The sequence below is a fragment of the Rickettsiella endosymbiont of Aleochara curtula genome (assembly GCF_964030935.1).
Classification (GTDB): Bacteria; Pseudomonadota; Gammaproteobacteria; order Diplorickettsiales; family Diplorickettsiaceae; genus Aquirickettsiella.
In genome coordinates this window covers 1,370,405-1,392,339 of the sequence record NZ_OZ034990.1, presented here as the reverse complement: position 1 = coordinate 1,392,339, position 21,935 = coordinate 1,370,405, and the positions used below count along the sequence as shown (strand labels likewise).

The window sequence follows — 21,935 nt, the reverse complement described above, 5'->3', positions numbered from 1 at the left end:
AATGCTTTATAAAAGTGATCAAGCAAAAACTGTATTAACGATTGGATATAAAGTAATCTAATAGCGCTGCTGCTTGCTCCCTGCTCCTTTAAAAGGTGACAAAAATAGTCACTCGATCTAAATAAGTACCTGCACCAACCGCTTGATTTCTAGGAATTTCCCCATAAATAGTTATCACCTCTGTAGACCCTGTGGCTATCTGATGCAAGGTATTTTGCCCTATCACGGTACCGTACATGTGTTGATGACCGGCATCTTGGAAAAGACCGTAATTTAATTGTTGATTTCCTGCTTGTTTGGTTAACAGTCGATGATTTTCTGTTGCGCCTGCGCCTTGTCCTTTATCGATACCTATATCATAGGCTAAATTCGGTATACAGGTAACTGTCACGTTACCTGTAGCATAATCTGGATTAGAATTGAGTGGATAATAATTAGGAAATTTCATATTGCTGGTTGAGCCAAATGTACAATTCGCCCCGCCACCTATGGTTGCCATAACCGCTAAGGTATTAGTAATAGTTAAACATTTGGCGTCTTGGAAAATCAAACAGAGTAAAATACTCATTGAAACCTTGATCAAAGAAGAAAGCATAATCCCCCCCATTGTGACCTTAAAGCTTTTATAATTTTGTTTAATGATGAGTTTTTATTGAATCCGCTTTAGATCGCTTATATAAGTATGCGTAATAATTTATAATCATTAATATACTCTTCGCACTTGAATTTTTGTCTGCGTTGCCGCTCAATTCGCAATCCTCATGTATCTTGAATACACTCCGGTTGCTTCATTCTCGCGGCGCCTTGCCAAAAATCCCATTGCTGTGAGTATAATTCTAGTTAATATTTGCCGATTTAACGAATAAGGCTGGGTTTTATGCTCGAAAAAATAACACTGAAAAATAACTATGCTAATCTCATCGATGTTGGTCTGATTCGAATCAGCGGTAAAGACGCTAAGCGATTTTTACAAGGCCAATTAACGTGCGATTTGGAAGAAATCAATACAGAACAAAGCCGATTAGGCGCACACTGTGATGTTAAGGGACGAATCATTGCAATTTTTCGGTTATTTTTTTATCAACATGACTATTATTTTTTATTACAACAAAGTACCTTGCCACTTTTATTAGCTTCATTACAAAAATATGCAGTCTTTTCCAACGTTGTGTTAACGGAAGTCAGTGAAAATTGGCGAAAAATCGGCCTTTATGGCCCTACTATTAAAGATTTACTCAAAGAACAGGTATTATATATAACCAAAGAAAATGGTGTTGCAGAATCCAAGCATAAACTAAGTTTATCTATTCCAGGCCCTGTGCCTCGTATTATCTTGTTGGCTCCTGTTTCTGATGCTATCGGCTCAATCGAAACCAAATTTGAGCAGCAAAGTGTCAATCATTGGCATTTATTGGATATTATGGCTGGAATCCCGATTATTTACCCGGAAACCAGTGGCCAATTTACGCCGCATCAGCTTAATTTCCCAGAAATAGGCGGCGTGAGCTTTAACAAAGGTTGTTATATAGGTCAGGAAATCATCGCTCGTACTCATTATTTAGGGAAATCCAAAAGTCGCCTTTATCGAGTAGGTTTTGTAGCCAATGACCCGCCCTTACCGGGCACCCCGCTCTTAGACGAGCAAAAAACTGAAAAAGGCGCGCTCATCCTGTGTGCGAAAGAACAAGATAATCGTTACCAAGCCTTAGTTTGTTTGCAAACTCAAGCTATTTCCCATAGTATCAGACTAGGTAGTCTTGAAGGCCCCACACTAGACTTTTTAGAACTGCCCTATTCTACTAACTAGAACTAATAATATGTTTACAATACAAAAAAAAATACTCGGTTTAATTCTGTTATTAGGTATCAGTACTCTTGCATTGGCTGATACTGCTCCCACCAACAGCACCACTACCTCTCATCCATCGGCACCAAGCAGCCCACAACAAAGTAAGGCAATCGAATTTGCCAGACAAGCGGGCGCAATCGCCGGTATCGCACAGGCTTGTGGTCAAAATCTAGGAGATTTTTCTGCTAGAGTTACTGAAGCCCTAAATAAGTTAGCTAATGATCCTTCCGAACAAGCGGCCGCCGGTCTGATCTATCAGCGTATTAGCCAAGAAGCGCAAATAGCTGAGAAAAAAAATCAAACTATTCCTTGTTTGAAGGTTTTACAGGATTTTCGAAATTTACCCATTATGCAATCCGATTATAAAACCAAAGTTATAGACCAACTCAACGCTGCTGGCTAAAATACTTACCTATCTACTTGCTGTGAATTCGATTCACGAATAAAAAATAACAAGATTAGGGCCAGTAAAATATAGATCGGCAAGATACTTAACGCGTGACGATATTCTATGGCCGAAAAATAATGCACACCTGCAATCAACTTACCCTGCCAATGCGCATCTAATAATTTTCCTATTAATGGTTGCGTCAACGCACTAAAGATAATCTCACCGGTATTGATTAAGGCGATTATGGTTGCCGCAACGGTTATTTTATTTAATTCTCTACCTAAGGCAAAACCGAGCATAAATGCACCGGTACTGAAACCAAATATAAATAATAAAGTTCCCAATAACCAAAGCGGAAAATGATTTACATAAATTATCAATGTAATCGTAACTAACGCTATACAGGCATTAATCAACATCACCGACAGCCGTTTATTGATTCGATCCGACCACAAGCCCAATAGAGGACTACCAAAGGCTAAACCTAAAAAAATTAAAGACCCCAAACCTGCCGCTTGTGTGTGTGACACCTGATAAGTTTCTTTTAGAAATGGAATACACCAAAGACCTGCAAAACCATCAATCGGTGCAAAAGCGAATCCACTATAGAGTGTAATTAACCAATTTTGTTTATTACTCAGTACCATCCAAACATCATGCATTGAAAACTTATCTACACTTCCGGTTTGGCTTAATGCTCCAACCGGTTTGTCGCGTACGATTAAATAAAATAAACCGGCTAGAATTAACCCACTTATCGCACACAAATATAAACTCTGCCGCCAACCGAAGGTGCTAACCGCGAAAGACAAGGGTAACTGACCGGCAACTGCACCCAACATCGCTGCAGTCGCCAGTAACCCTCCAACAAAGGCAAATTGACTCGGCTTAAACCATAGACTTGTCATCTTCATATAACTGACGGTAGCAAAAGCGGCACCGACACCCATTAATGCCCGAGACCAAGTGGCTATATTTAAACTGTGCGCCTCAGAAAAAATATAAATCCCTGCGGCACATAAAAGAATAGCGATAGTGGTTAATAAGCGCGGACTATAGCGATCTAATAAAATACCTACAAACAGCTGCGCTAATAAAAAAGAATAAAAAAAACTAGCGGTTAAATTACCTAAACCTGTTCCTTGGATATGAAACACTCGCATCAAATCATCAGTCATTATGCTAGGTGAGACTTGCAAGATATATTTATAAAATAAAAAAGCGGCGGCTAGTGCGATAACTAACCAAGGATATCCATGGTGGGCGGTAAAATGTTTCTTTTCAATCTGCATGGCACGCTAAACCTTATAACTCATTTAGCGGCGAATTATGGCATTATTAGCCAAATTTTGCACTCCTTATCAAGAGTACCTTTATACTATAAAAAAATTATCGTCATGGCGAGTGAATGGAATGAACTGGCCATCCACAGTTTCGTATTTCCTGGATTGCCGCGCGCAAAGCGCTCGCAATGACAAGTAAAAGCTTATCAAGCTACGTTTTAGTCGCAAGCTCCTGATTAAAAGAAGCCCTCATCATTAAACATTAAAGCAATGATGAGGACTTAAAAATAGGCTTAAACTAGAGACGTAAACCCATAGGTTTTCCGGATATTTTTTGTTTTTGCCTATCTACCTGTTCACTCCAACGAGCTACTTTAGCATTTAGCGGTTGTTGACATTTATATCGTGACATAACATTAAAAAGTAAAAGTGTCGCATTCACATTACTGCTCGCTGTAACCTGTGATATACCTGACTTACCTGCCTGTTGCCGGGCCTGCTGATAACTATGCTGATGGTTTTCTCCAGCTAAGCTAACTTTAACTAACGATTTTGAATGTAAGTGCTTAGCTTGATGCCCTATCTTATGTAAGTTCCCCGAAGTTATCTGACCCAGCTTAATTTGATTATGATTTGCATAGCTATTTTGTTTATTTTCCCTAGTGTTTTGTGGATTATAACTTTCTTTAGTTTGCACTGGTTTAAATAGAGAAGTTCTTTTACACGTTTCAGCAACAGCCGATTTTTTATGAGCTTGGATACGATCAGTTTTTTTAAAGGTTTTATTGGGTAAAACAAGATTTTGTACTTGTCTCGGTGACTCTAAAATTTTTTGTTTAGTACTGTCATTTACTTGTTTTACAGGCGATTTCACAGCTTTTCTTCTAGAATGCTTAGCTCCTTTAGAGAGCGCTTTTATTGGATATTGACTTTTTTCATAATGATCTGCCATATCTAAGATTTTATCTTCAAAATTACTTGAAAAAAGAGAATTCATGACGCTATTAACCGCCTTAAATGTCTTTTGTATTATTCCATTATGATGTGCAGCAGCATTGCTTGATACAGAATCTAATAATCTTTCAACATCTCGACGTCTTCTAGAAACACTTAATTCATTATCTTCTATAGAATTAACATCAGTTGGTATTTCAATTAAGCTAGCATTAATATCGTTACTGAAGTAACGATCATGCCATAAGCGGCTACTGCTAACATTCTTAATTACAGAAGAAAAACTCCGATCGCTGTTAATAATCGCTAAAGAATCTTTTTGCAAAGCTTGCGTGTGTGTTTTCCATGCCATATCAAAATCGGCGATCTGATTATTCGTTACTTTATTTCTAAGTCTTATTTTTGTATGGGTATTGGCAAACTTAATGACTAATGTAGCTAACTTAGGTTCTTGATAAAAATTTTTAAATAATATCGTTATAGGTGTAAACCCAACTGATAAATTATTTAAACTATTGGTAAATATTAAATTCGTTCGATTGTGATGATAAAAAGCAAAATTATCTGAATCATTTCCCTCAGGAATAATAATAATTGTATTTTCTTCTATATCTTTAACTCCTATGCTCATACTTTCAGCTTTTATATGGAAATCAATTGGTTTTAAATACAAATTCGAGCGTGGCCCTACTATCATATTTGGCGCAATATTTAATACAACATGTAAATATTGTTTATACCATTGATTGATTAATGCATCTTTCAAACAAATGTTTATAATATTAATTCTACGTTCAGAATTTTTTGGCTTCATAACCAATTGCAGTAATACATCATTACCTAATTTATTTATTCTATTAGACGTTCTGAAGAAAATCTCAGCCGTTGCATTTAATATTTGAATTTGGTTATGAAGTTTTCGAAAATCTAAACTATCAATATGTGTATCATTTTTAGCATGATAAATAATCACTTCATTGAGAGGTAATTGTGAGCGAAAATCTCTAGAAGAATTTGCGTCCATAACAAAAAGACCTTCGCCGCCATTGCCATGCAGATGCGTTCTTTGTGCACGTAGATTATTTCGCATCACCTCTTGCCCTTGATGACCAATAATCACTGTCTCATTTTCGGATGTATTTATTATAAAAATTATGTTTAAACGGGAGGCAACAGCCGGATAAATGCGCATAATATCTTCTATGTTTAGCTTCGTCGTAAGAAAAACATAGCCATTTTGTTTACCCATTTTGAATTCAGCGCTAGTCTCACTATCTACAAAATGCAAGCGCGTGTTATTAGATAAATTAGTATTTAATTGAAATTCCAAACCTGCTATGAAATTTAATTTCATAGTTTGTAACTGCTCATTTGTAGATTTGCTAGCAAATACTTTAGAAGATACTTCAGAAATTGGTGTATTAAAAACAAATTGGTGTTGCGTGTTCGGATAATTCTCAGTAGCCGTTAAATCAACTGAAACCAATCCATTACCAGGTAAAATATAATAAGTAAAGTTACCGATTGCTGCCGCATTAGTTACATTAGTATTCGGATGCAAATGCATTTTCAAATCGTAATCACAATTCGCATTACAAGGAATTAAAAGAGTATTCGGATTGTTTACAGTTAGGCCGCCAGCCATATCAATCATTTCTGTACCACAAGCTGCGGTAATTGAAACAGGAAAAGCCCCGCCCACGAGTTTTTCTATACTGTTAAGCGCTAGTGTATTATTTCCAGCTTGCAAATAACCTTCATTCAAATTGATTTCTATTCTATCGGTTGTGGGTTGAAATCCAGATAGGATTAAACTATCGGATCCTTCTGCTCCATTTAAACCACCGATTCCTTCTCTGTCCTTGGGACGCGCAGTCCAAATTTGTGTTGCTTGTACTATAAAACTGTCATCGCCTTCACCACCTTTAAAATCTTTAGCGCCATTATTGACCATAAAAACATTTGGAGTGCGCTCAAAACCCACTGCATGATCTTCTCCTAGACCTAGATTGAAATAGGCAATTTCTCCCACAGTGTTGTTAGTATTGGTAAGTCCAATGGCATCGTCACACGCATAAGCGCCTTGCTCGGAAAGTACCTCACCACTGCCATCATTTTCAGTGGGTACACACAGCAATTCACTTCCTGCTGGAACTGTAATTCTTAATCGGGTTAATTCAAAACCTATAAGTTTATTTTGGAAATAAACAGCATTATATAAGACGTCAGTGTAAATGGGATCACATACCGTTTTTTCATTGGTACAAGTAGGAGGAAAAAGGAGTCCGCCTCCAGTACAAGTTTGTTCTCCAATAACAACACGACATTTTTCACCCTTTCTTTCGATGGCCGGAATAATAATGTGTTTAATTTCTGGAATTTGTTCGAATAATTTGGACTGTATAGCAAGTTTACGCTCATATTCCGCTGCTTTTTCGATCATTCTACTTATGTATACTGCAGGAGAAAAAAATAAAAAAGCTCGTCCTCCTTCTTTAAACTTTTCCCAACCGGATAAATGAACGTGATGATCTTCTTTATCAACTATTTCAACATCATCATAAATTCTATCTCCTAACATGACCGCAGTTACCACTATTTCTCCGGCAGGCCCTGCTATAACCGAAATCCCCATTGCAGCAAATCTTTCTGAACTTATCTCAGCAACCTCTATGCCTCCCCTTAGCAAATCAGTGCCTATTTGAATGCCATCACTTACAATTCCAACTATCGCATCGGTACTATTAGTGTTGTTTTGCAAGGCTTTAATTTGATTATATAAATCGTACCCGGCTAATAAGGATGTTCCTTTGGTGATTACGCGTGCACCTAATCCAAAACCTAAACCTTTCATTCCGGTTGCAAGAGCAAGCAGCCTCTTTTGCTCCAGCAGCTCGGATCCTTTTAGCAGCGCACGATTTACTAAGTTTAAACCCGCAAGTTTAACCGCTGCTGTAGGATCTCCTTTAAATAAACCTGCCACTGCCTCTTCACTGAACATGCCATCGATTAAATGCGAAGAAAATTTTCCAACTGTATTCAAATGCTGCGTCACTCTATGATTATTAATTAACGTTGTTAATTCTGCTTGCTTGCTTCCGCCTATTTCCGGTTTTTCGGCTTCAAGTTTCTGTAATATGTCGGATCGTTTGCTCTCTGGATAAACTTTAATTTTTTCAATAATTTTTTCGCTATCAAATACACAAATAGCTTCTCGCTTAAATCTAGTATCTATTTCTCGTCTGCTTCTACCCATGCAGAATCCGGCACCTACCAGATCATTAACATTGATACTATCCAAATCATCTATGGGTATTACCTCGTGATTGGCTTGATTTATTATTGGATCGAGTAGGATAGGATTATTCAACTGTTCATCTATATGTAGATTATCCAATGCATTTAAACCATTTTCTTCATTCGGTCGAGCCAAAGGAGGTAAACCCGGTTGATAGTATACAGGCGCACCACTATAGTGGTGTTTTCTTAATAATCCTGTATTAAAATCTGGGTTGAATCCAGCTACCTCTTTCTTCGACTCCATTAAAAGGAAAAATTTTGAATCATGATTCCAGCCTTGGGTTTGATCTATTTCTTGTTCAAAATCTGTATACTCCCCATTAATTTTCTCTTCCTGCTCTTGAGTAAAAGTTTTCGTTCTTTCTATTTCACTTTTAGTAAAATCTACAACATTGGGTGGGCGTAAATAATCATCTTTTCTCTCTTGTATTAGAAAATTGGCTACTCTTGAATTAAGACTAGAGTCAGGATGATTAGGCATGCCCTGTCTTAATTCTCTGGATTCCACATCAAATACTATCGCTTCGGGAGAAAATTTATCCCCAATGTCGGTTGCCTTAATATCAAAACGCTCTTTGTAGGCATATATTTGTTTGAGAACCTGATCAATATTGCTATCAGATATTTGTTTTCCAACCTCACGATCTCGACCTCCAGTGAGATAAAAATCTAACTTCGATTCCCCAGGAAATTCCTGGCGAATTTGGTCAATAAAACTTAATGGCCCAGAAAATTTATCAAAATGTGATAAAACTACTTTTTGCGTAAATGGATCATAGACAATCACAGCAACACATTGTTTGATATTATAGGTACCTAATTTTTCATGTTGAGCTATTCCAAACTCACTCTGCAAAACTACATGGGCATCGTTATCCAGATTTCCTTGGGTAAGTTTATAGGATTCTTTGTAATGAAAAGATTCGTACGCACTTAAATCATCTTCTAATAAAGAAAAAGCATCAGGATGTTCCTTAATTTGTTTGTAAAGACCGGCTAAAGCTAAATGTGCTTGTAACTTTTCAGTCTCTGAATTTGCAAGCAGTTTATTCTGATTATCAGTTTCATAATCGAGAGCTGCTTTTCTGTCATTGATATAAGTCTCCGCTAAATTTTGATAAGTCGTTTCAAGCTCAGAGTATTCCTTTAAATGGGTATAAATATTGATACTTTTCTTGAAATTTTCTCGCGCATTTATGAGATCATTTTTTGCTTGATAGGCTTTACCCAACTGCAGATAACTATTAGCTAATGCACGATGCTGAGGATAGTGTGTCCTAAACGCCACCGTCGATACACGCAGTCTGCGTATGGCTTCGTCATAATTGCCTTGGTTATAAAAATTAAAGCCATCCCGATATGCCAACTCACCTGCCACAAAATAATGTTCGCTGTGAGCATTAAGCAAGTTGGGATCAATAATTTCTTGATTTAAAAAACTACTCGGTAATTTTAATTGTTCATTTTTCCATGCAAGGTATTCAGTTTGTTGCACACTGTTTAATGAATTGAGATAAGTATCCTCAAAAATCTCCTTAAACTCCGTAGTGGCTCCCATAACAAATTGATGTGTCGTCGCCACGATATTTTTCAAAGCACTTAAACTATTTAAATTATCGGTAAACAAAGAAGCATGATTTTTATTTACTTCATCTATTAAGTGAATGACATACTCAATGTTAACGGTGAATTGTTTTGAAGCTTTGTTGTGTATCGATTGACCATTTAACTTATATTCATTTAATTCTATTAACGCTTCTTTTAATTGATTTACATCTCTAAGTGCATTTAATTCATCAATCTCGGACCCATGTTCGACTATTGCGTCATCTAGATTTTCTTTTCCGATTGTTATATTTTGCAGTAAATTTTGCAATGATACCCTTTGATTAATTAAACGAATCGCCAATTCTTTAGGGGATTCGCCCGCGTTATTTTTAGCGTTTAAATCATCTTCCGTAGCGACTCTCATTAACAGTGCTAATATTTTCGGTCCTCGATGAGCTTCTTGAATCGCTAAATGTAAAACTGTGTTTCCATTATTGTTTGGTATTCGAAAAAGTTTTTCAATTCCAGTAAAAAAATAATCTTTTTTATACAATGTTTCTACTACATCCACATTACTATTAATGACTGCTGTATGCAGCGCCGTATTCCCATTTTTATCTTGCTCATCAATACTATTGATATGTGGTAAAAGCAGATCGAGCATCTGCTTCTCTTCATGCATCTTAGCTTGCCCATTTTCTTTTTCATCCTTACTTCTATAATCAACCAACATATGCAAAATGGTATCTCTGTCATTGCTAACAAGTTCATAATTTGCTTTATCTGAATTGATTATTTCTTGTAGAATTAAAGGCTTTCTATTTAAAATCGCACGATGTAATGCAGAAAAATTCTCCTCGCCCGTTTGTAGATTAACATCGGCTCCTGCGTCAATAAGTTTTTTGGTAATAATCGCTGCAATTCGCTCGTTATTTGCATTAGCCACAACAAGACTAGAATCAATAAGTTCAGAATTGATAACCGCATTGAGGGGAGTTCTGTCGCCTCGAATCCCGGCCACTAATTGAGTATTCCCTATGTTAGGATTTGCACCACGTAATAGTAATGCCTGCACAGCATTAAGCTTTAATTGATCACACGCTACATATAAAGCTGTTCTATGCAATCCATCCGTCAGATCAATATCATGGTTCGTTTTTTCAAGGTAAATTATAAGTCTAAGATTGTTTTCTGCTGCAGCCTTATGTAAAAAAGACTTGTAATTTTCGTCTTTATTTAAAACAAAAAATTTTTTATCGAGATCTTCTTGAGTCGTTAGCTTATTAATATTTGAACTAAATAAAGGAAGGAGTGAATCCAAGAAGGGTGTATCCAAATTATATTCCCTATTTACAACTTCTGATAATTTGCTATATCTGTCATCAAAATCTGATTTTGAAATAGCTGTATAGGATGGCATTTTTTTGTTTTCTCCATAAAAATAATTAGATAGTTTTTTATTTATAAACAGCGGCGCAATATATATAAAAATTTTATTTTTGAATAGTTTTTTTTAAAATTTTTTATTATTTAAAAAAAAAATTAACTAAGTTATTTAATAAAAAACTTTTTACTATCTAAAATGATCATTAATTAATTTCTTTAAATAAATTATCGATTCTCAAATCAGAATGTCGGCGTATAATATCGGTTATTTATTTGCCCCGGTGGCACAGTTGGATAGCGCGGTCCCCTCCTAAGGGACAGGTCGCCGGTTCGAATCCGGCCTGGGGCGCCATATTTGCAAGAAGATAAAAAAATGACTAGGCTTTTGCTGAGAGAGGTCTAATGAATATTTTATCGATACAATCCCATGTCAGTTATGGCTATGTTGGGAATAAAGCGGCTACCTTTCCCTTACAAGCGATGGGATTTGAAGTATGGCCCGTCAACACCGTACAATTTTCCAATCATACCGGCTATGGCCATTGGCAAGGCAATATTTGCACTGCACAGCAAGTACGTGCTGTCATACATGGCTTAGTCTCCTTAGATCTAGCAAGACAGTGTGATGCGATTTTATCCGGATATATTGGTGATAAAGAAATTGGCCATGTTATCCTTGAAACCGTGCAGAAATTTCGACAAGCAAATCCTAAGCTTATTTATCTATGCGATCCGGTAATGGCTACACCGAATGGTAAAGCTTGCTTTGTTAAACCTGATATTCCGGATTTCTTTCGCAATCAAAGTTTAACGGTAGCCAGTATCATTACGCCCAATCATTTTGAAGCAGAATATTTATATCAAAAAGAAATTGATAATTTAAACGCTTTAAAAAAAGCAGTGCATTTTTTTCATAAGCAAGGAATACTTATTGTCATCGTAACCAGCTTAAACTTAAAAGAAAAAAATAAGTTTAATTCTGATGAGTCCATTGCTTTTCTTTCGAGCAAATCCGGACAATGGCTCGCTGTAATGTCAACTCCAAACATTCCAAAATCTATCAATGGCACGGGAGATCTTTTTTCAGCGCTATATTTAGGCCATTTATTATTAACTCGAGATCCTCTAGCAGCTTTTAGATTAGCATTAAATAAAACTTATCAAGTGATTCAAGCCACTCATACAGCAAATAGCCGCGAATTAAATATTATTGACAATGATTATAAGCAAGCTGCTCCAGATTATGTTATGCTACAACAGATAAAATAACAGGAAGTTACAATGAAAGATTATCATTTCTATTTATGGATAGCCTACCTCTCTACGGCTGCAATTCTGTTAATTAATCTGTTAACTCCCCTGATCCGGCATTATAAATTATTTAAGAAAAAGCGAAGTATTACTTCATTAATACCAAAAAAATAATGTTAAAAATTTGGCAGAAAAAAAACTTTTTGGTTTATTTGCTTTGGCCATTCTCGCTCGTTTATGGCTGTGTTATTTTTTTACGTCGTAAATTTTATCAATTGCATATTTTAAAAACAAATTATTTTTCAGTCCCTGTCATTGTCGTCGGAAATATTACTGTCGGAGGAACGGGTAAAACACCGGTTGTTATCGCATTAGCTCGATTTTTAAAAGATAAAGGCTGGCGACCAGGAATTATCAGTCGTGGCTATGGTGGTAATACGCAGCATTTTCCTTGCTTAGTACATCAAAACAGTAATGCCCGCGAAGTGGGTGATGAACCTTTATTAATTGCTCGGCATACGGCATGTCCAACTATCATCGATCCTGATCGCAGCCGCGGCACTAAGAGTCTATTGAAACGTTCGAATTGCAATATTGTCATTAGTGACGATGGTCTGCAACACTTAAGCTTAGGTAGAAACATAGAAATTGTTGTTGTCGATGGCGATAGACGTTTTGGGAATAATTTTTGTTTACCGGCAGGGCCCTTGCGAGAACCTGCCTCACGCTTAAATTCCGTTGATTTTGTTATTAGCAAAGGAATGGCTCAGACCAACGAATTTAAACTTTCCTTGATTCCTGACTATTTTTATCAGCTCATTCAAACTAAAAATAAAAAATCAAAAGAATTTTTTCTTGAAAAAAAAATACATGCTGTAGCAGGCATAGGTAATCCCGATCAATTTTTTAGGACTTTACGCAAACTAGGCCTTAAGATCGTTGAGCATCCCTTCCCGGATCATTATCTTTTTAAACTACGGGATTTTAATTATGGCAAGGATGCCATTATAATAATGACCGAAAAAGATGCGGTAAAATGTGTAGGTTTTGTTGATGCCCGGCTTTGGTGCTTAAGAACTAAAACAGAGTTAGACAACAATTTTTTAAATGCCATATTGAATCAAGTTACTGCAATAGATGAAAATCTAAAATCTTCTTCAAACTAGTTTTTATATCAATATGTGGTTTCCAATCAAGTTGCTGTTCAGCTCGCTTAATCGATGGCATACGACGCTCCACATCTTGATAACCTTTTCCATAATAATTATCTGAATTTATTGTTTGTAATTGGGCTTGTTCTGCATAATTTGCATAAAGCGGATAAGTTTTAATTAATTCTAATAATAATTCAGCTAATTCACGAATAGAAATATCGTTAGCTGGATTTCCTATATTAAAAATAGCTTGCTCAGCACATCCGTTTTCATTCGCAATTATTTTTAGTAAACAAGTGATTCCATCATCGATATCAATAAAGCTACGCCGTTGTTGCCCGCCATTCACCAATTGTATCGCTTCGCCACGTAAGATATTTCCGATAAATTGACTCACTACCCGCGAACTTCCTCGCCTAGGATTATGTGGATCATCCAGTTTAGGCCCTAACCAATTAAACGGCCTAAACAGCGTATAAAGTAATTCTTTTTTCAAGCCATAAGCATGAATCACTCTATCTAACAGTTGTTTACTACAGGAATATATCCAACGAGGTTTATTGATGGGGCCTAATACAAAATTACTGCTCTCTTCATCAAACGCTTCATCCGTGCACATACCATAGACTTCAGAAGTAGAAGGAAAAACAAGTCTTTTTTTGTGTTTAACACACAGACGAATAATTTTTAAATTGGCTTCAAAATCAAGCTCAAAAATACCTAAAGGATTGTTTACATAACTTGCCGGTGTTGCGATAGCCACTAAAGGTAACACAACATCACATTCTTGAATCTGTTTTTCTATCCATCGCATTTCCTGATTCATATCACCTTTTTTAAAAAGGAGACGCGGATGTTCAAGAAAATCACTGATTTTGTTTTCAGTTAAATCCAAACCTATTAATTGCCAATCGGTTTTTGCTAAACAATGTTCCAGTAGGCTACTGCCGATAAAGCCATTGATGCCTAACACTAATACTTTTAAACTCATAATTTACTACTTAAACTCGTTATATTTTTAAAAATGCAAATAAAGTTGGAATCTAAAAAATTATTACTCTTCATTTGTATCATCAATAATTTTTCTAATGACGTAGCGGGGACGATGGCGCACTTCTTGATAGATACGCCCAATATATTCACCCATAATACCTAAACCCATCAACATTATTCCCATTAAGAAAAAAACTATTGCAAATAACGTAAACAGACCTTCCACTTCGGGCCCGATAATTATCCGTCGTAAAAGCAAATAGACAACAAAGAAACTGCTTAAGATTGAAATAAACAATCCTAGCATAGTAAAAATCTGTAAAGGTAATAAAGTAAAACTAGTCATCCAATCAAAATTCAAACGTAGCAAACGATAAAGATTATATTTGGATTGACCTCCTTTACGTGCATCATGCCCAACTTCAATTTCGGTGGGTGATATCGAAAGCCTATAAGCTTGTGCTGGAATAAATAAAGAGGTTTCCTTGCTGGCTACCATTAAGTCGACAAGTGATCGCCGATAAGCTCTTAACATACAGCCTTGATCGCTCAAACGAATTTTAGTCATCTTATAGCGCAGCCAATTATTTAGTATTGATGCATAACGTCGGAAAAAAGTATCTTGGCGATTTTTTCGTATGCCTCCGACATAATCATGACCTTCTTCAATGCATTTTACCAAATGCGAAATTTCCTCTGGAGGATTTTGCAGATCGGCATCTAAAGTAATAATAATTTCTCCTCTGACGCGTTCCAAACCAGCCATCAATGCCATATGCTGGCCAAAATTACCATTAAAATGAACTATGCGAATCTGCTCTGGTCGTCTTTTTTGCAATTCATTCAGTCGTTCATAAGAATCATCCTGACTACCATCATTAACTAAAATAATCTCATAAGGTTTATCTAATTTATCTAAGCTTACAGTTAAGCGTTGGTAAAGCTGTTCCAAATTTTCAGATTCATTGTAAACAGGTATAACCACACTGATGTAGGGCTTGTTCATTTCTTTAGTCCTCTTTTATCATTACTCTTCGCATTTGAATTTTTGTTGCCAAAAATCCCATTGCTGTGAGTATACTTTTTTTCTCTAGCGTGATTGCTTAGTAAAACATCTAAAGGCGTCTTTGCAAGCAAATAAATTAAATATTTTTTTTGTTTAATAATTTGTTGATAGGCTTCTTTGCTAGTTATCATATAAACCTGCTGCGAACTTTTCCACATCGGCCAGAAATTAGCATCATGTAGCATCCAACGCCTAGTATCTTGATGTTGCATACCAAAAGTTAGTTCGCCACCAATATTAACTGTATATACCCGCTGCTTTAAATAAAAAGGCAAATCTTGATAATAATCATAGTATGCCACTATTTTATCGCCTGGTTTTAATAAAGGCTTAAGAACAAACACTAAAGGCTTGATGGAACGTGTATCCAGTTGAGGAATACCCACAGAAACAATCAGAAAGCTAATAACACTTCCTATTGCTAAGCTTGCAAAAGCTATTTTGAATTTTTTCAGAAGAGTAAAGCAACTCGCGACAACGCTAGTTAAAAGGAAAAAACTATACCCTACTATCAAAAAAAATCTCGCTGCCTGCGATAGGGTAATAGTCGCATCATTTGCTAAATATAATATTCCTATCCCCCCTAACCCCAACCATACCAAAGGTACCGCTATATACCCCCATTTAATGTCCTTGTTTTGTAGCCAGTGTGTAGAAAGATAATGGCCGGTTAATAAAGCCAAAGCAGGAAAAATCGGTAAAATATACGGGATTAACTTGGAATGTGAAAAGGAAAAGAAAATAAAAATCAACCCCACCCAGAGTAAAAGAAAAATATAATTATTTTTTTCTTTAAATTGTTGCCAATTCCTTGGGAAGTGGTTCACTATGGCTTGAGGTAAAAAACATATCCAAGGTAAAAACCCGGCAATAAAAATTGGAATAAAAAACCAATCGGGCTGATATCGTTGCGCAATTAAAGTGGAATAGCGCAAAAATTGTTGATCAATAAAATAGAACTGAAAAAACTCAGGATTCCTAGATTGAACTAAAATATGCCATGGCAGAACTATTAGTAAAAAAAGTAAAATCCCAGTAGCAAGATAACATTGTTTCAGCAAACGCCATTGATTGGTCAACAATATCCATATCCCAATAATCATCATTGGAAATACTATGCCGATAAGCCCTTTTGTGAGCACTGCAAGGCCCGCAAACATGTAGGCACTATAAAATAAAAACCGCCGCTGCAAACTTGGTGACTGATTGGCTGCAACCAAAAAAGCTAATAAACTTCCAGATAAACACATCGACAAGGTCATATCGAGTGTTACCATGCGGGCTAATGCAAAATAGAGAAGACTGGAAGCAAGAATAATGGCACTTAATAGTCCAGCGCGTCTTTCAAAAAGAATTCGACCCGATGCGTAAACTAATAAGCAGCCTAATAATGCTACGATAGCGTTAGGTAACCGAACCGTCCATTCACTGATAGACGGCAAATATTGATGGCCTTTTGACTCATTCAATGTCTGCTTTGATTGGGTAATCCATGGGTTAAAAACTTTAATCGCACCGGCTTGTAGCCAGTAAAATAAGGGCGGCTTTTCAAAATATTTAATCCCATTCAAATGCGGGGTAACAAAATCATGGAGAACCAACATTTCTCGTGGAATTTCAGCATACCTGCCTTCATCAGGCACGCTAAGCGGTCGAGTTCCTAAAAATAAACCGAATGTTAAAGCAATACCTAATGTTAGTAAGATTAAATCAAAGTACCAGCTTCCTTTACTGGACTTAGTTTGAATGATCGACATTTTTTACCACTGCCTATTTTGGATAGGGGTTGAGAAAATAGTGTATTAACATAATAATAGGGCAAATTTATAACGTTTCTAGAGAGGAAATGCAATGCAAAAACAAAATATAGCGGTGATTTTATCAGGCTGCGGCGCCCTAGATGGGAGTGAAATTCATGAATCTGCACTGACTTTATTAGCTTTAGACCGCGCTGAATTAGCTTATCAATGTCTGGCTCCTAATATACCTCAAACCCGCGTAGTCAATATGGCCGATGGTGAAACTCAGGAACATGCGAAAAGAAATATACTTGAAGAATCCGCCCGTATTGCACGTGGAAAAATTAAAGACATTGCCTCAGCTAATGCCGGAGACTACACCGCAATGATCTTTCCGGGAGGGTTCGGCGCCGCATTAAATTTGTGTAATTTTGGTTTAAATAAAGAAAATTACTCCATACAAGCAGATGTTTTCAAATTTGCTAAAGCCATGGTAGAAGCAAAAAAGCCCGCCGGCTTTATTTGTATTGCTCCGGTTTTAGCACCTAAACTTTATCCCGCTGGCATCAAAATAACCATAGGCGATGATAAAGCCACTGCAGCGATTTTAGAAAAATTAGGTGCTCAGCATATTCCATGCACCGCCATAGATTGTGTCGTGGATAAAACCCATAAATTAGTTAGCACGCCGGCCTATATGTTGGCTCGTTCAATTAAAGAAGTTGCGATGGGTATTGAATGCTTAGTAAAAGAAATATCCTTATTGCTGAATACCTAACTGCACTTTGTATGAACCAATCGCTTAGACCAATACGCAGCTTTGTACATCGCCAAAAAAAATTGAGCACGCGTCAGCAGCTAGCTCTTTCAACTTTATTCGATCAAAAGCCATTATCAACCACCATAAATTTTAAGAATTTATTCGAACGGGAAGCGCGCGTTATATTAGAAATAGGTTTTGGCATGGGTGATAGTTTATTGCAACAAGCGCAACTACATCCTGAGAATAATTATTTAGGGATAGAAGTCCACCGTCCTGGAATCGCACTGATCTTAACGCAAATCGAAAAATTTAAACTGAACAATCTTAAAGTTATTTATGCAGATGCCACTGAAGTTTTAACACACTCTATCCCTAAACATAGCTTAGATTTAGTGCAAATTTTTTTCCCCGATCCTTGGCCTAAAACTCGACATCATAAACGAAGGTTGGTGCAAGCAAAATTTATCGACTTATTACATGAAAAACTTAAATTAAATGGAAAATTACATCTTGCCACGGATTGGGGAGATTACGCTCAACATATGTTAAAAATTTTGGAAAATGCACCAAAATGGCAAAACACGGTAGAGAAAAATCAGTTTACACCCAGGCCATCATCTAGACCGATGACGAAATTTGAAAAACGCGGCCAACAATTAGGTCATGCTATATGGGATCTGGTTTTTCTTACCGTTTAATAGACCACTTGCATAACCTGCGGGCTAAGCTTGATTTCATTGTTAAACGCTAGTCTACGGTCCTCATTTACTCATGTAAACTCCGGTCCTCGACTATCGATTGCCTCGAACTCAAGCACATCACTGGGTTACACAAGAGGTCTAATCTTTTATTATGATTAATCATTCATAAACATGGCAAGTAAATTATTATAAAAACGTTTACCAAACTCTGTCGTTTCCATAGCAAATTCATCATAGGTGAGCAAACCTTGTTGCTGCGCTTTGTGTAATATAGGCTGGATACTTGAAAAAGATAATCCTGTTCGCTGCTGAAACAATTCGGCCGGAATCTTTTGATGAAGTCTTAGGGCATTTAGCATAAATTCAAAAGTTAATTCTTCAGCTAAAATAAATTTTTCTTCCACTAAAAAATGATTCTGTGGGGCTAAATAAGTTTTTGGATTTTTTTGTTTCCAAGCACGTCTAATGGTCTTTTTTTGGTTATCGGTCAGTTTACTATGCGCACCAGCACCGATACCTATGTAATCACCAAACTGCCAATAATTACGATTATGTTTGCATGCGTACCCGTCTTTACTAAAAGCAGAAATCTCATAGTGCTTATAAGCTTTTTGTCGAAAAATTTCTTCACCGCGTTCTTGTAATTCACCCATAGTTTCTTCTAAGGGTAATTGCGGTGGTCTTTGGTAAAACTCCGTATTCGGCTCAATAGTCAGTTGATACCAAGAAATATGCGTGGGTTCCAACGAAAAAGCAATTTGCAAATCTTGTAGACCTTCGATAATACTTTGCTGTGGCAAACCATGCATGAGATCGAGATTAATATTTGTAAACCCAGCGGTTTTAGCTGCCGATACCGCTTTTATTGCTTCATCTCCATCATGGATACGGCCAAGGATCTTTAGTTTTTCAGTTGAAAAACTCTGAATACCTATTGAAAGTCGATTAATCCCTGCTTCACGATAACCATAGAAACGCTGATATTCTACTGTTCCTGGATTTGCTTCTAAGGTAATTTCGATAGTATCAGAAAATTCTAAACGTTTAGCTAATTCTACTAACAAATAGTTAAGTATGTCGGGTGAAAATAAACTAGGAGTACCTCCACCCATAAAAATACTGGTGATCGGCCGAGCGGGTAACCTCTCAAGATCGCGCTCTAAATCTAGAAGTAATGCGTTAATATAATTTTTTTCTGGTAATTCTGATAGCAAAGTATGCGAATTAAAATCACAATATGGGCACTTGCGTATACACCAAGGAAAATGGATATACAAAGACAAAGGAGGGAGTGCTAGCATAGCATTAGCTATTTGATTTATTTAATTGTGTTTCGCAATAACCAAAAAATCGCAGATCCTTAATTCGCTGGGGATATAAAATACCATTGAGATGATCGACTTCATGTTGCACGACACGGGCATGAAAACCTTGAGCAATCCGAGTAAAATATTCCCCTTTTTCATTAAAGCCTGTATATTTTATATGCGTAGATCGAGGTACTAAACCCATCAATCCAGGAACACTTAAACAAGCTTCCCATCCATCCTCAATCTCATCTGATAAAAATTCAATCTGAGGATTAATAAGCACTGTGAAAGGGATAGGCGCATCATTTGGATAACGCTCACACTGTTCAAAACCAAAAATAATCACACGCAGATTACAGCCAATTTGCGGTGCGGCTATCCCAACTCCATCTTCTTGCTGCATGGTATCTTTCATATCCTCAATAAGATTGTAAAGCTCTTTAGAGGAAAAATTTTCCACGGGTAAAGATATTTCTGATAAAGAATGTTCACCCATTTTTTTGACTTGTACAATTGACATTGTTTTTTGAATTATTAATTAAATATGTGAATAATATAAATTTGTCTTGTATAGAAATTGGATCATTCCATTTTTTTCATAACGTATGAAAATATTGTTTAACTGGTCTAGCATACGCTTATAATTTGCATCCTCAGCTCCAGGGATAAATGACATAGATAGCAACCTACCCTTGAATCCTTCCCAATCAAATTGTTGAACATTACTAAATGAAGCTGTTTTTATAGTCTGTTCATTAAAAAAACTGTTCATTGCGACTTTATCTAATTTTTTGGCATTCGAATGAGCATAATCTTCACCATATTCTAGCAATAAGCTTTCATAATCGCATATCAGCGGAGAATTGGTATCTCGAACATTCCAAACCAAAACAACCCAAGCTTTGGGCTTGGCAATACGTTTAAATTCTCGTTTAGTTTTTTCCACATCAAACCAATGAAAAGCGGTGCCTGCTGTTATAAAATCCATACTAGCATTCTCTAAATGCGTAGCTTCAGCGGTGCCGGAAATTGAATGAAACTGAGAATATTGTGCCAAATAAGCCTCACCAGCCTCTGTCATCGCTTGATTAGGTTCAACGCCATATACGGTATTCCCAACATCAAGAAATAATTTAGCAAGCAATCCTGTGCCAGAACCTATATCGGCAATGACACTTTTTTTGCTTAAACCACATTCGTTAATCAGACAATCTAATAATTCTTTCGGATAAGAAGGTCGATATTTAAGATAATACTGTACCGTTTTAGTAAAAGGCTCGATAAATTTGTCGGCCATTACCCCTCCGAAATTGCTTTATTGGCTAATTATACCATTGGCAAGCTTAATTTTTGCTTTAATTGATAAAACTCTGCCCAAGGGTCATGTTTGAGCTTAGCTAATCGCTGAGGTAAATTTTTCACTGTGTAGGTATCAGATTTAACTCGTGTGTTTAACTCATCCCATGACAAAGGAGTTGCTACGGCTGCGTTTTCTCTGATACGCGTTGAATAAGGGGCAATACTGCTAGCCCCGCGTTGATTTCGCAAATAATCCACAAAAATCTTTCCCTGACGCTTGGTTTTGCTCATATTCGCAACGATGAGAAGTGGGTCCTGTATAGATAAATATTTTACAAACGTATGTGTAAATATTTTTACTTTATCCCAACTATAAAGCCTTTTTATAGGCACTACGACATGTAATCCTTTGCTGCCGGTTGTTTTAACAAAACTTTTCAAGTTAAGCTTCCACAAATGATCTTTGACAAAAAAAGCGGCTTCGATAACCCTTTTCCATTCCACATACAATCCTGGATCAAGATCGAAGGTAATAAAATCAGGCTGTTCTATCTTATCAATTTGACTAGCCCAGGGGTGAATTTCTAAAACCCCTAATTGAATTAAAGCTATTAAACCAGATGTGTCTTTGATATAAAGATACGGTTCAGGTTTATCCGTTTTATCGGGCAAAGTTATAGCATACAAATTTTCTGTTGCCGTTGTTAAATGCCTTTGATAAAAACATTTTTTCTTTTGACCGTTGGGGCAACGTAGCAACGTTAATGGGCGCTTCAAAATATAAGGTAATATCCATTTTGCAATCGTCTTATAGTAATTGGCCAAATCCAATTTAGTGATATTCACTGCGGGATATAATAATTTATCTGGGTGAGATAAATGAAAGGTGGCTAAATTTTTGCTATTTTTGTTAGATAATTTTTCTCCATTTAATTTATGCATTTTTTA

The 21,935-nt window shown here is 36.5% G+C and carries 17 protein-coding genes and 1 tRNA gene; 8 read left to right on the top strand and 10 right to left on the bottom strand.

The features are described from left to right. Positions 1-88 precede the first annotated feature (88 nt). Positions 89-595 (bottom strand): spore coat U domain-containing protein, encoded by a 507-nt coding sequence (locus AAHF87_RS06200; protein WP_342147639.1) that lies wholly within the window; start codon positions 593-595, stop codon positions 89-91. Positions 596-877: 282 nt separating this feature from the next. Here AAHF87_RS06200 and AAHF87_RS06195 point away from each other — a divergent pair, with 282 nt between their 5' ends. Then, the gene (locus AAHF87_RS06195; RefSeq protein ID WP_342147638.1) at positions 878-1,807 is read left to right on the top strand and encodes a hypothetical protein; all 930 of its coding nucleotides are present in this window, start codon (positions 878-880) and stop codon (positions 1,805-1,807) included. A 10-nt stretch (positions 1,808-1,817) separates the two neighbouring features. Next, entirely contained in the window at positions 1,818-2,252 is a 435-nt protein-coding gene (locus AAHF87_RS06190) for a hypothetical protein (protein ID WP_342147637.1), read from the top strand. A gap of 5 nt (positions 2,253-2,257) precedes the next feature. Here the strand turns inward: AAHF87_RS06190 and AAHF87_RS06185 are convergent, their stop codons facing one another. Together AAHF87_RS06185 and AAHF87_RS06180 are read right to left on the bottom strand one after the other, a co-directional pair. Further along, complete coding sequence (locus AAHF87_RS06185; RefSeq protein ID WP_342147636.1) at positions 2,258-3,532, bottom strand: MFS transporter; 1,275 nt, start codon at positions 3,530-3,532, stop codon at positions 2,258-2,260. A gap of 289 nt (positions 3,533-3,821) precedes the next feature. Further along, entirely contained in the window at positions 3,822-10,745 is a 6,924-nt protein-coding gene (locus AAHF87_RS06180; protein WP_342147635.1) for an ankyrin repeat domain-containing protein, read from the bottom strand. 241 nt (positions 10,746-10,986) lie between these two features. Between AAHF87_RS06180 and AAHF87_RS06175 the strand changes: the two genes are divergently transcribed. From AAHF87_RS06175 to lpxK, 4 genes are all read left to right on the top strand, one after another. Then, positions 10,987-11,063 (top strand) — tRNA-Arg (locus AAHF87_RS06175). 50 nt (positions 11,064-11,113) lie between these two features. Then, positions 11,114-11,980, top strand: a complete 867-nt coding sequence (gene pdxY, locus AAHF87_RS06170) for a pyridoxal kinase PdxY (protein WP_342147634.1) — start codon at positions 11,114-11,116, stop codon at positions 11,978-11,980. 12 nt (positions 11,981-11,992) lie between these two features. Then, complete coding sequence (gene ccmD, locus AAHF87_RS07305) at positions 11,993-12,136, top strand: heme exporter protein CcmD (protein WP_425288003.1); 144 nt, start codon at positions 11,993-11,995, stop codon at positions 12,134-12,136. Beyond that, a complete protein-coding gene (gene lpxK, locus AAHF87_RS06165) occupies positions 12,136-13,128 on the top strand; it encodes a tetraacyldisaccharide 4'-kinase (protein ID WP_342147633.1) in 993 nt (330 codons plus the stop codon). Before ccmD ends, lpxK begins: the two co-directional genes overlap by 1 nt. On the opposite strand, the gene AAHF87_RS06160 is transcribed toward lpxK, so the two are convergent. From AAHF87_RS06160 to AAHF87_RS06150, 3 genes are all read right to left on the bottom strand, one after another. Continuing rightward, positions 13,088-14,107: a bifunctional UDP-4-keto-pentose/UDP-xylose synthase gene (locus tag AAHF87_RS06160; protein WP_342147632.1), complete on the bottom strand. Its 1,020-nt coding sequence runs from the start codon at positions 14,105-14,107 to the stop codon at positions 13,088-13,090. The two genes, lpxK and AAHF87_RS06160, sit on opposite strands and share 41 nt — an antisense overlap. A gap of 63 nt (positions 14,108-14,170) precedes the next feature. Continuing rightward, entirely contained in the window at positions 14,171-15,115 is a 945-nt protein-coding gene (locus AAHF87_RS06155) for a glycosyltransferase (RefSeq protein ID WP_342147631.1), read from the bottom strand. Beyond that, positions 15,112-16,932, bottom strand: coding sequence for a glycosyltransferase family 39 protein (locus AAHF87_RS06150; RefSeq protein WP_342147630.1), 1,821 nt, complete (start codon positions 16,930-16,932; stop codon positions 15,112-15,114). Before AAHF87_RS06150 ends, AAHF87_RS06155 begins: the two co-directional genes overlap by 4 nt. Before the next feature lie 94 nt (positions 16,933-17,026). Between AAHF87_RS06150 and elbB the strand changes: the two genes are divergently transcribed. Together elbB and trmB are read left to right on the top strand one after the other, a co-directional pair. Further along, positions 17,027-17,692 (top strand): isoprenoid biosynthesis glyoxalase ElbB, encoded by a 666-nt coding sequence (elbB, locus tag AAHF87_RS06145; RefSeq protein ID WP_342147629.1) that lies wholly within the window; start codon positions 17,027-17,029, stop codon positions 17,690-17,692. Next, complete coding sequence (trmB, locus tag AAHF87_RS06140) at positions 17,653-18,375, top strand: tRNA (guanosine(46)-N7)-methyltransferase TrmB (protein ID WP_342147628.1); 723 nt, start codon at positions 17,653-17,655, stop codon at positions 18,373-18,375. Before elbB ends, trmB begins: the two co-directional genes overlap by 40 nt. A gap of 158 nt (positions 18,376-18,533) precedes the next feature. Here trmB and hemW read toward each other — a convergent pair whose 3' ends face one another. The 4 genes from hemW to ligD are packed head-to-tail and all read right to left on the bottom strand — an operon-like array spanning position 18,534 to position 21,929. Then, a complete protein-coding gene (hemW, locus tag AAHF87_RS06135) occupies positions 18,534-19,679 on the bottom strand; it encodes a radical SAM family heme chaperone HemW (protein WP_342147627.1) in 1,146 nt (381 codons plus the stop codon). Positions 19,680-19,683: 4 nt separating this feature from the next. Beyond that, on the bottom strand, positions 19,684-20,208 hold the full coding sequence (gene def / locus AAHF87_RS06130) for a peptide deformylase (protein ID WP_342147626.1): 525 nt from the start codon (positions 20,206-20,208) through the stop codon (positions 19,684-19,686). Between the two features lie 18 nt (positions 20,209-20,226). Continuing rightward, the gene (locus tag AAHF87_RS06125) at positions 20,227-20,985 is read right to left on the bottom strand and encodes a class I SAM-dependent methyltransferase (RefSeq protein ID WP_342147625.1); all 759 of its coding nucleotides are present in this window, start codon (positions 20,983-20,985) and stop codon (positions 20,227-20,229) included. Between the two features lie 29 nt (positions 20,986-21,014). Then, complete coding sequence (gene ligD / locus AAHF87_RS06120) at positions 21,015-21,929, bottom strand: non-homologous end-joining DNA ligase (protein WP_342147624.1); 915 nt, start codon at positions 21,927-21,929, stop codon at positions 21,015-21,017. Between the last annotated feature and the right edge of the window lie 6 nt (positions 21,930-21,935).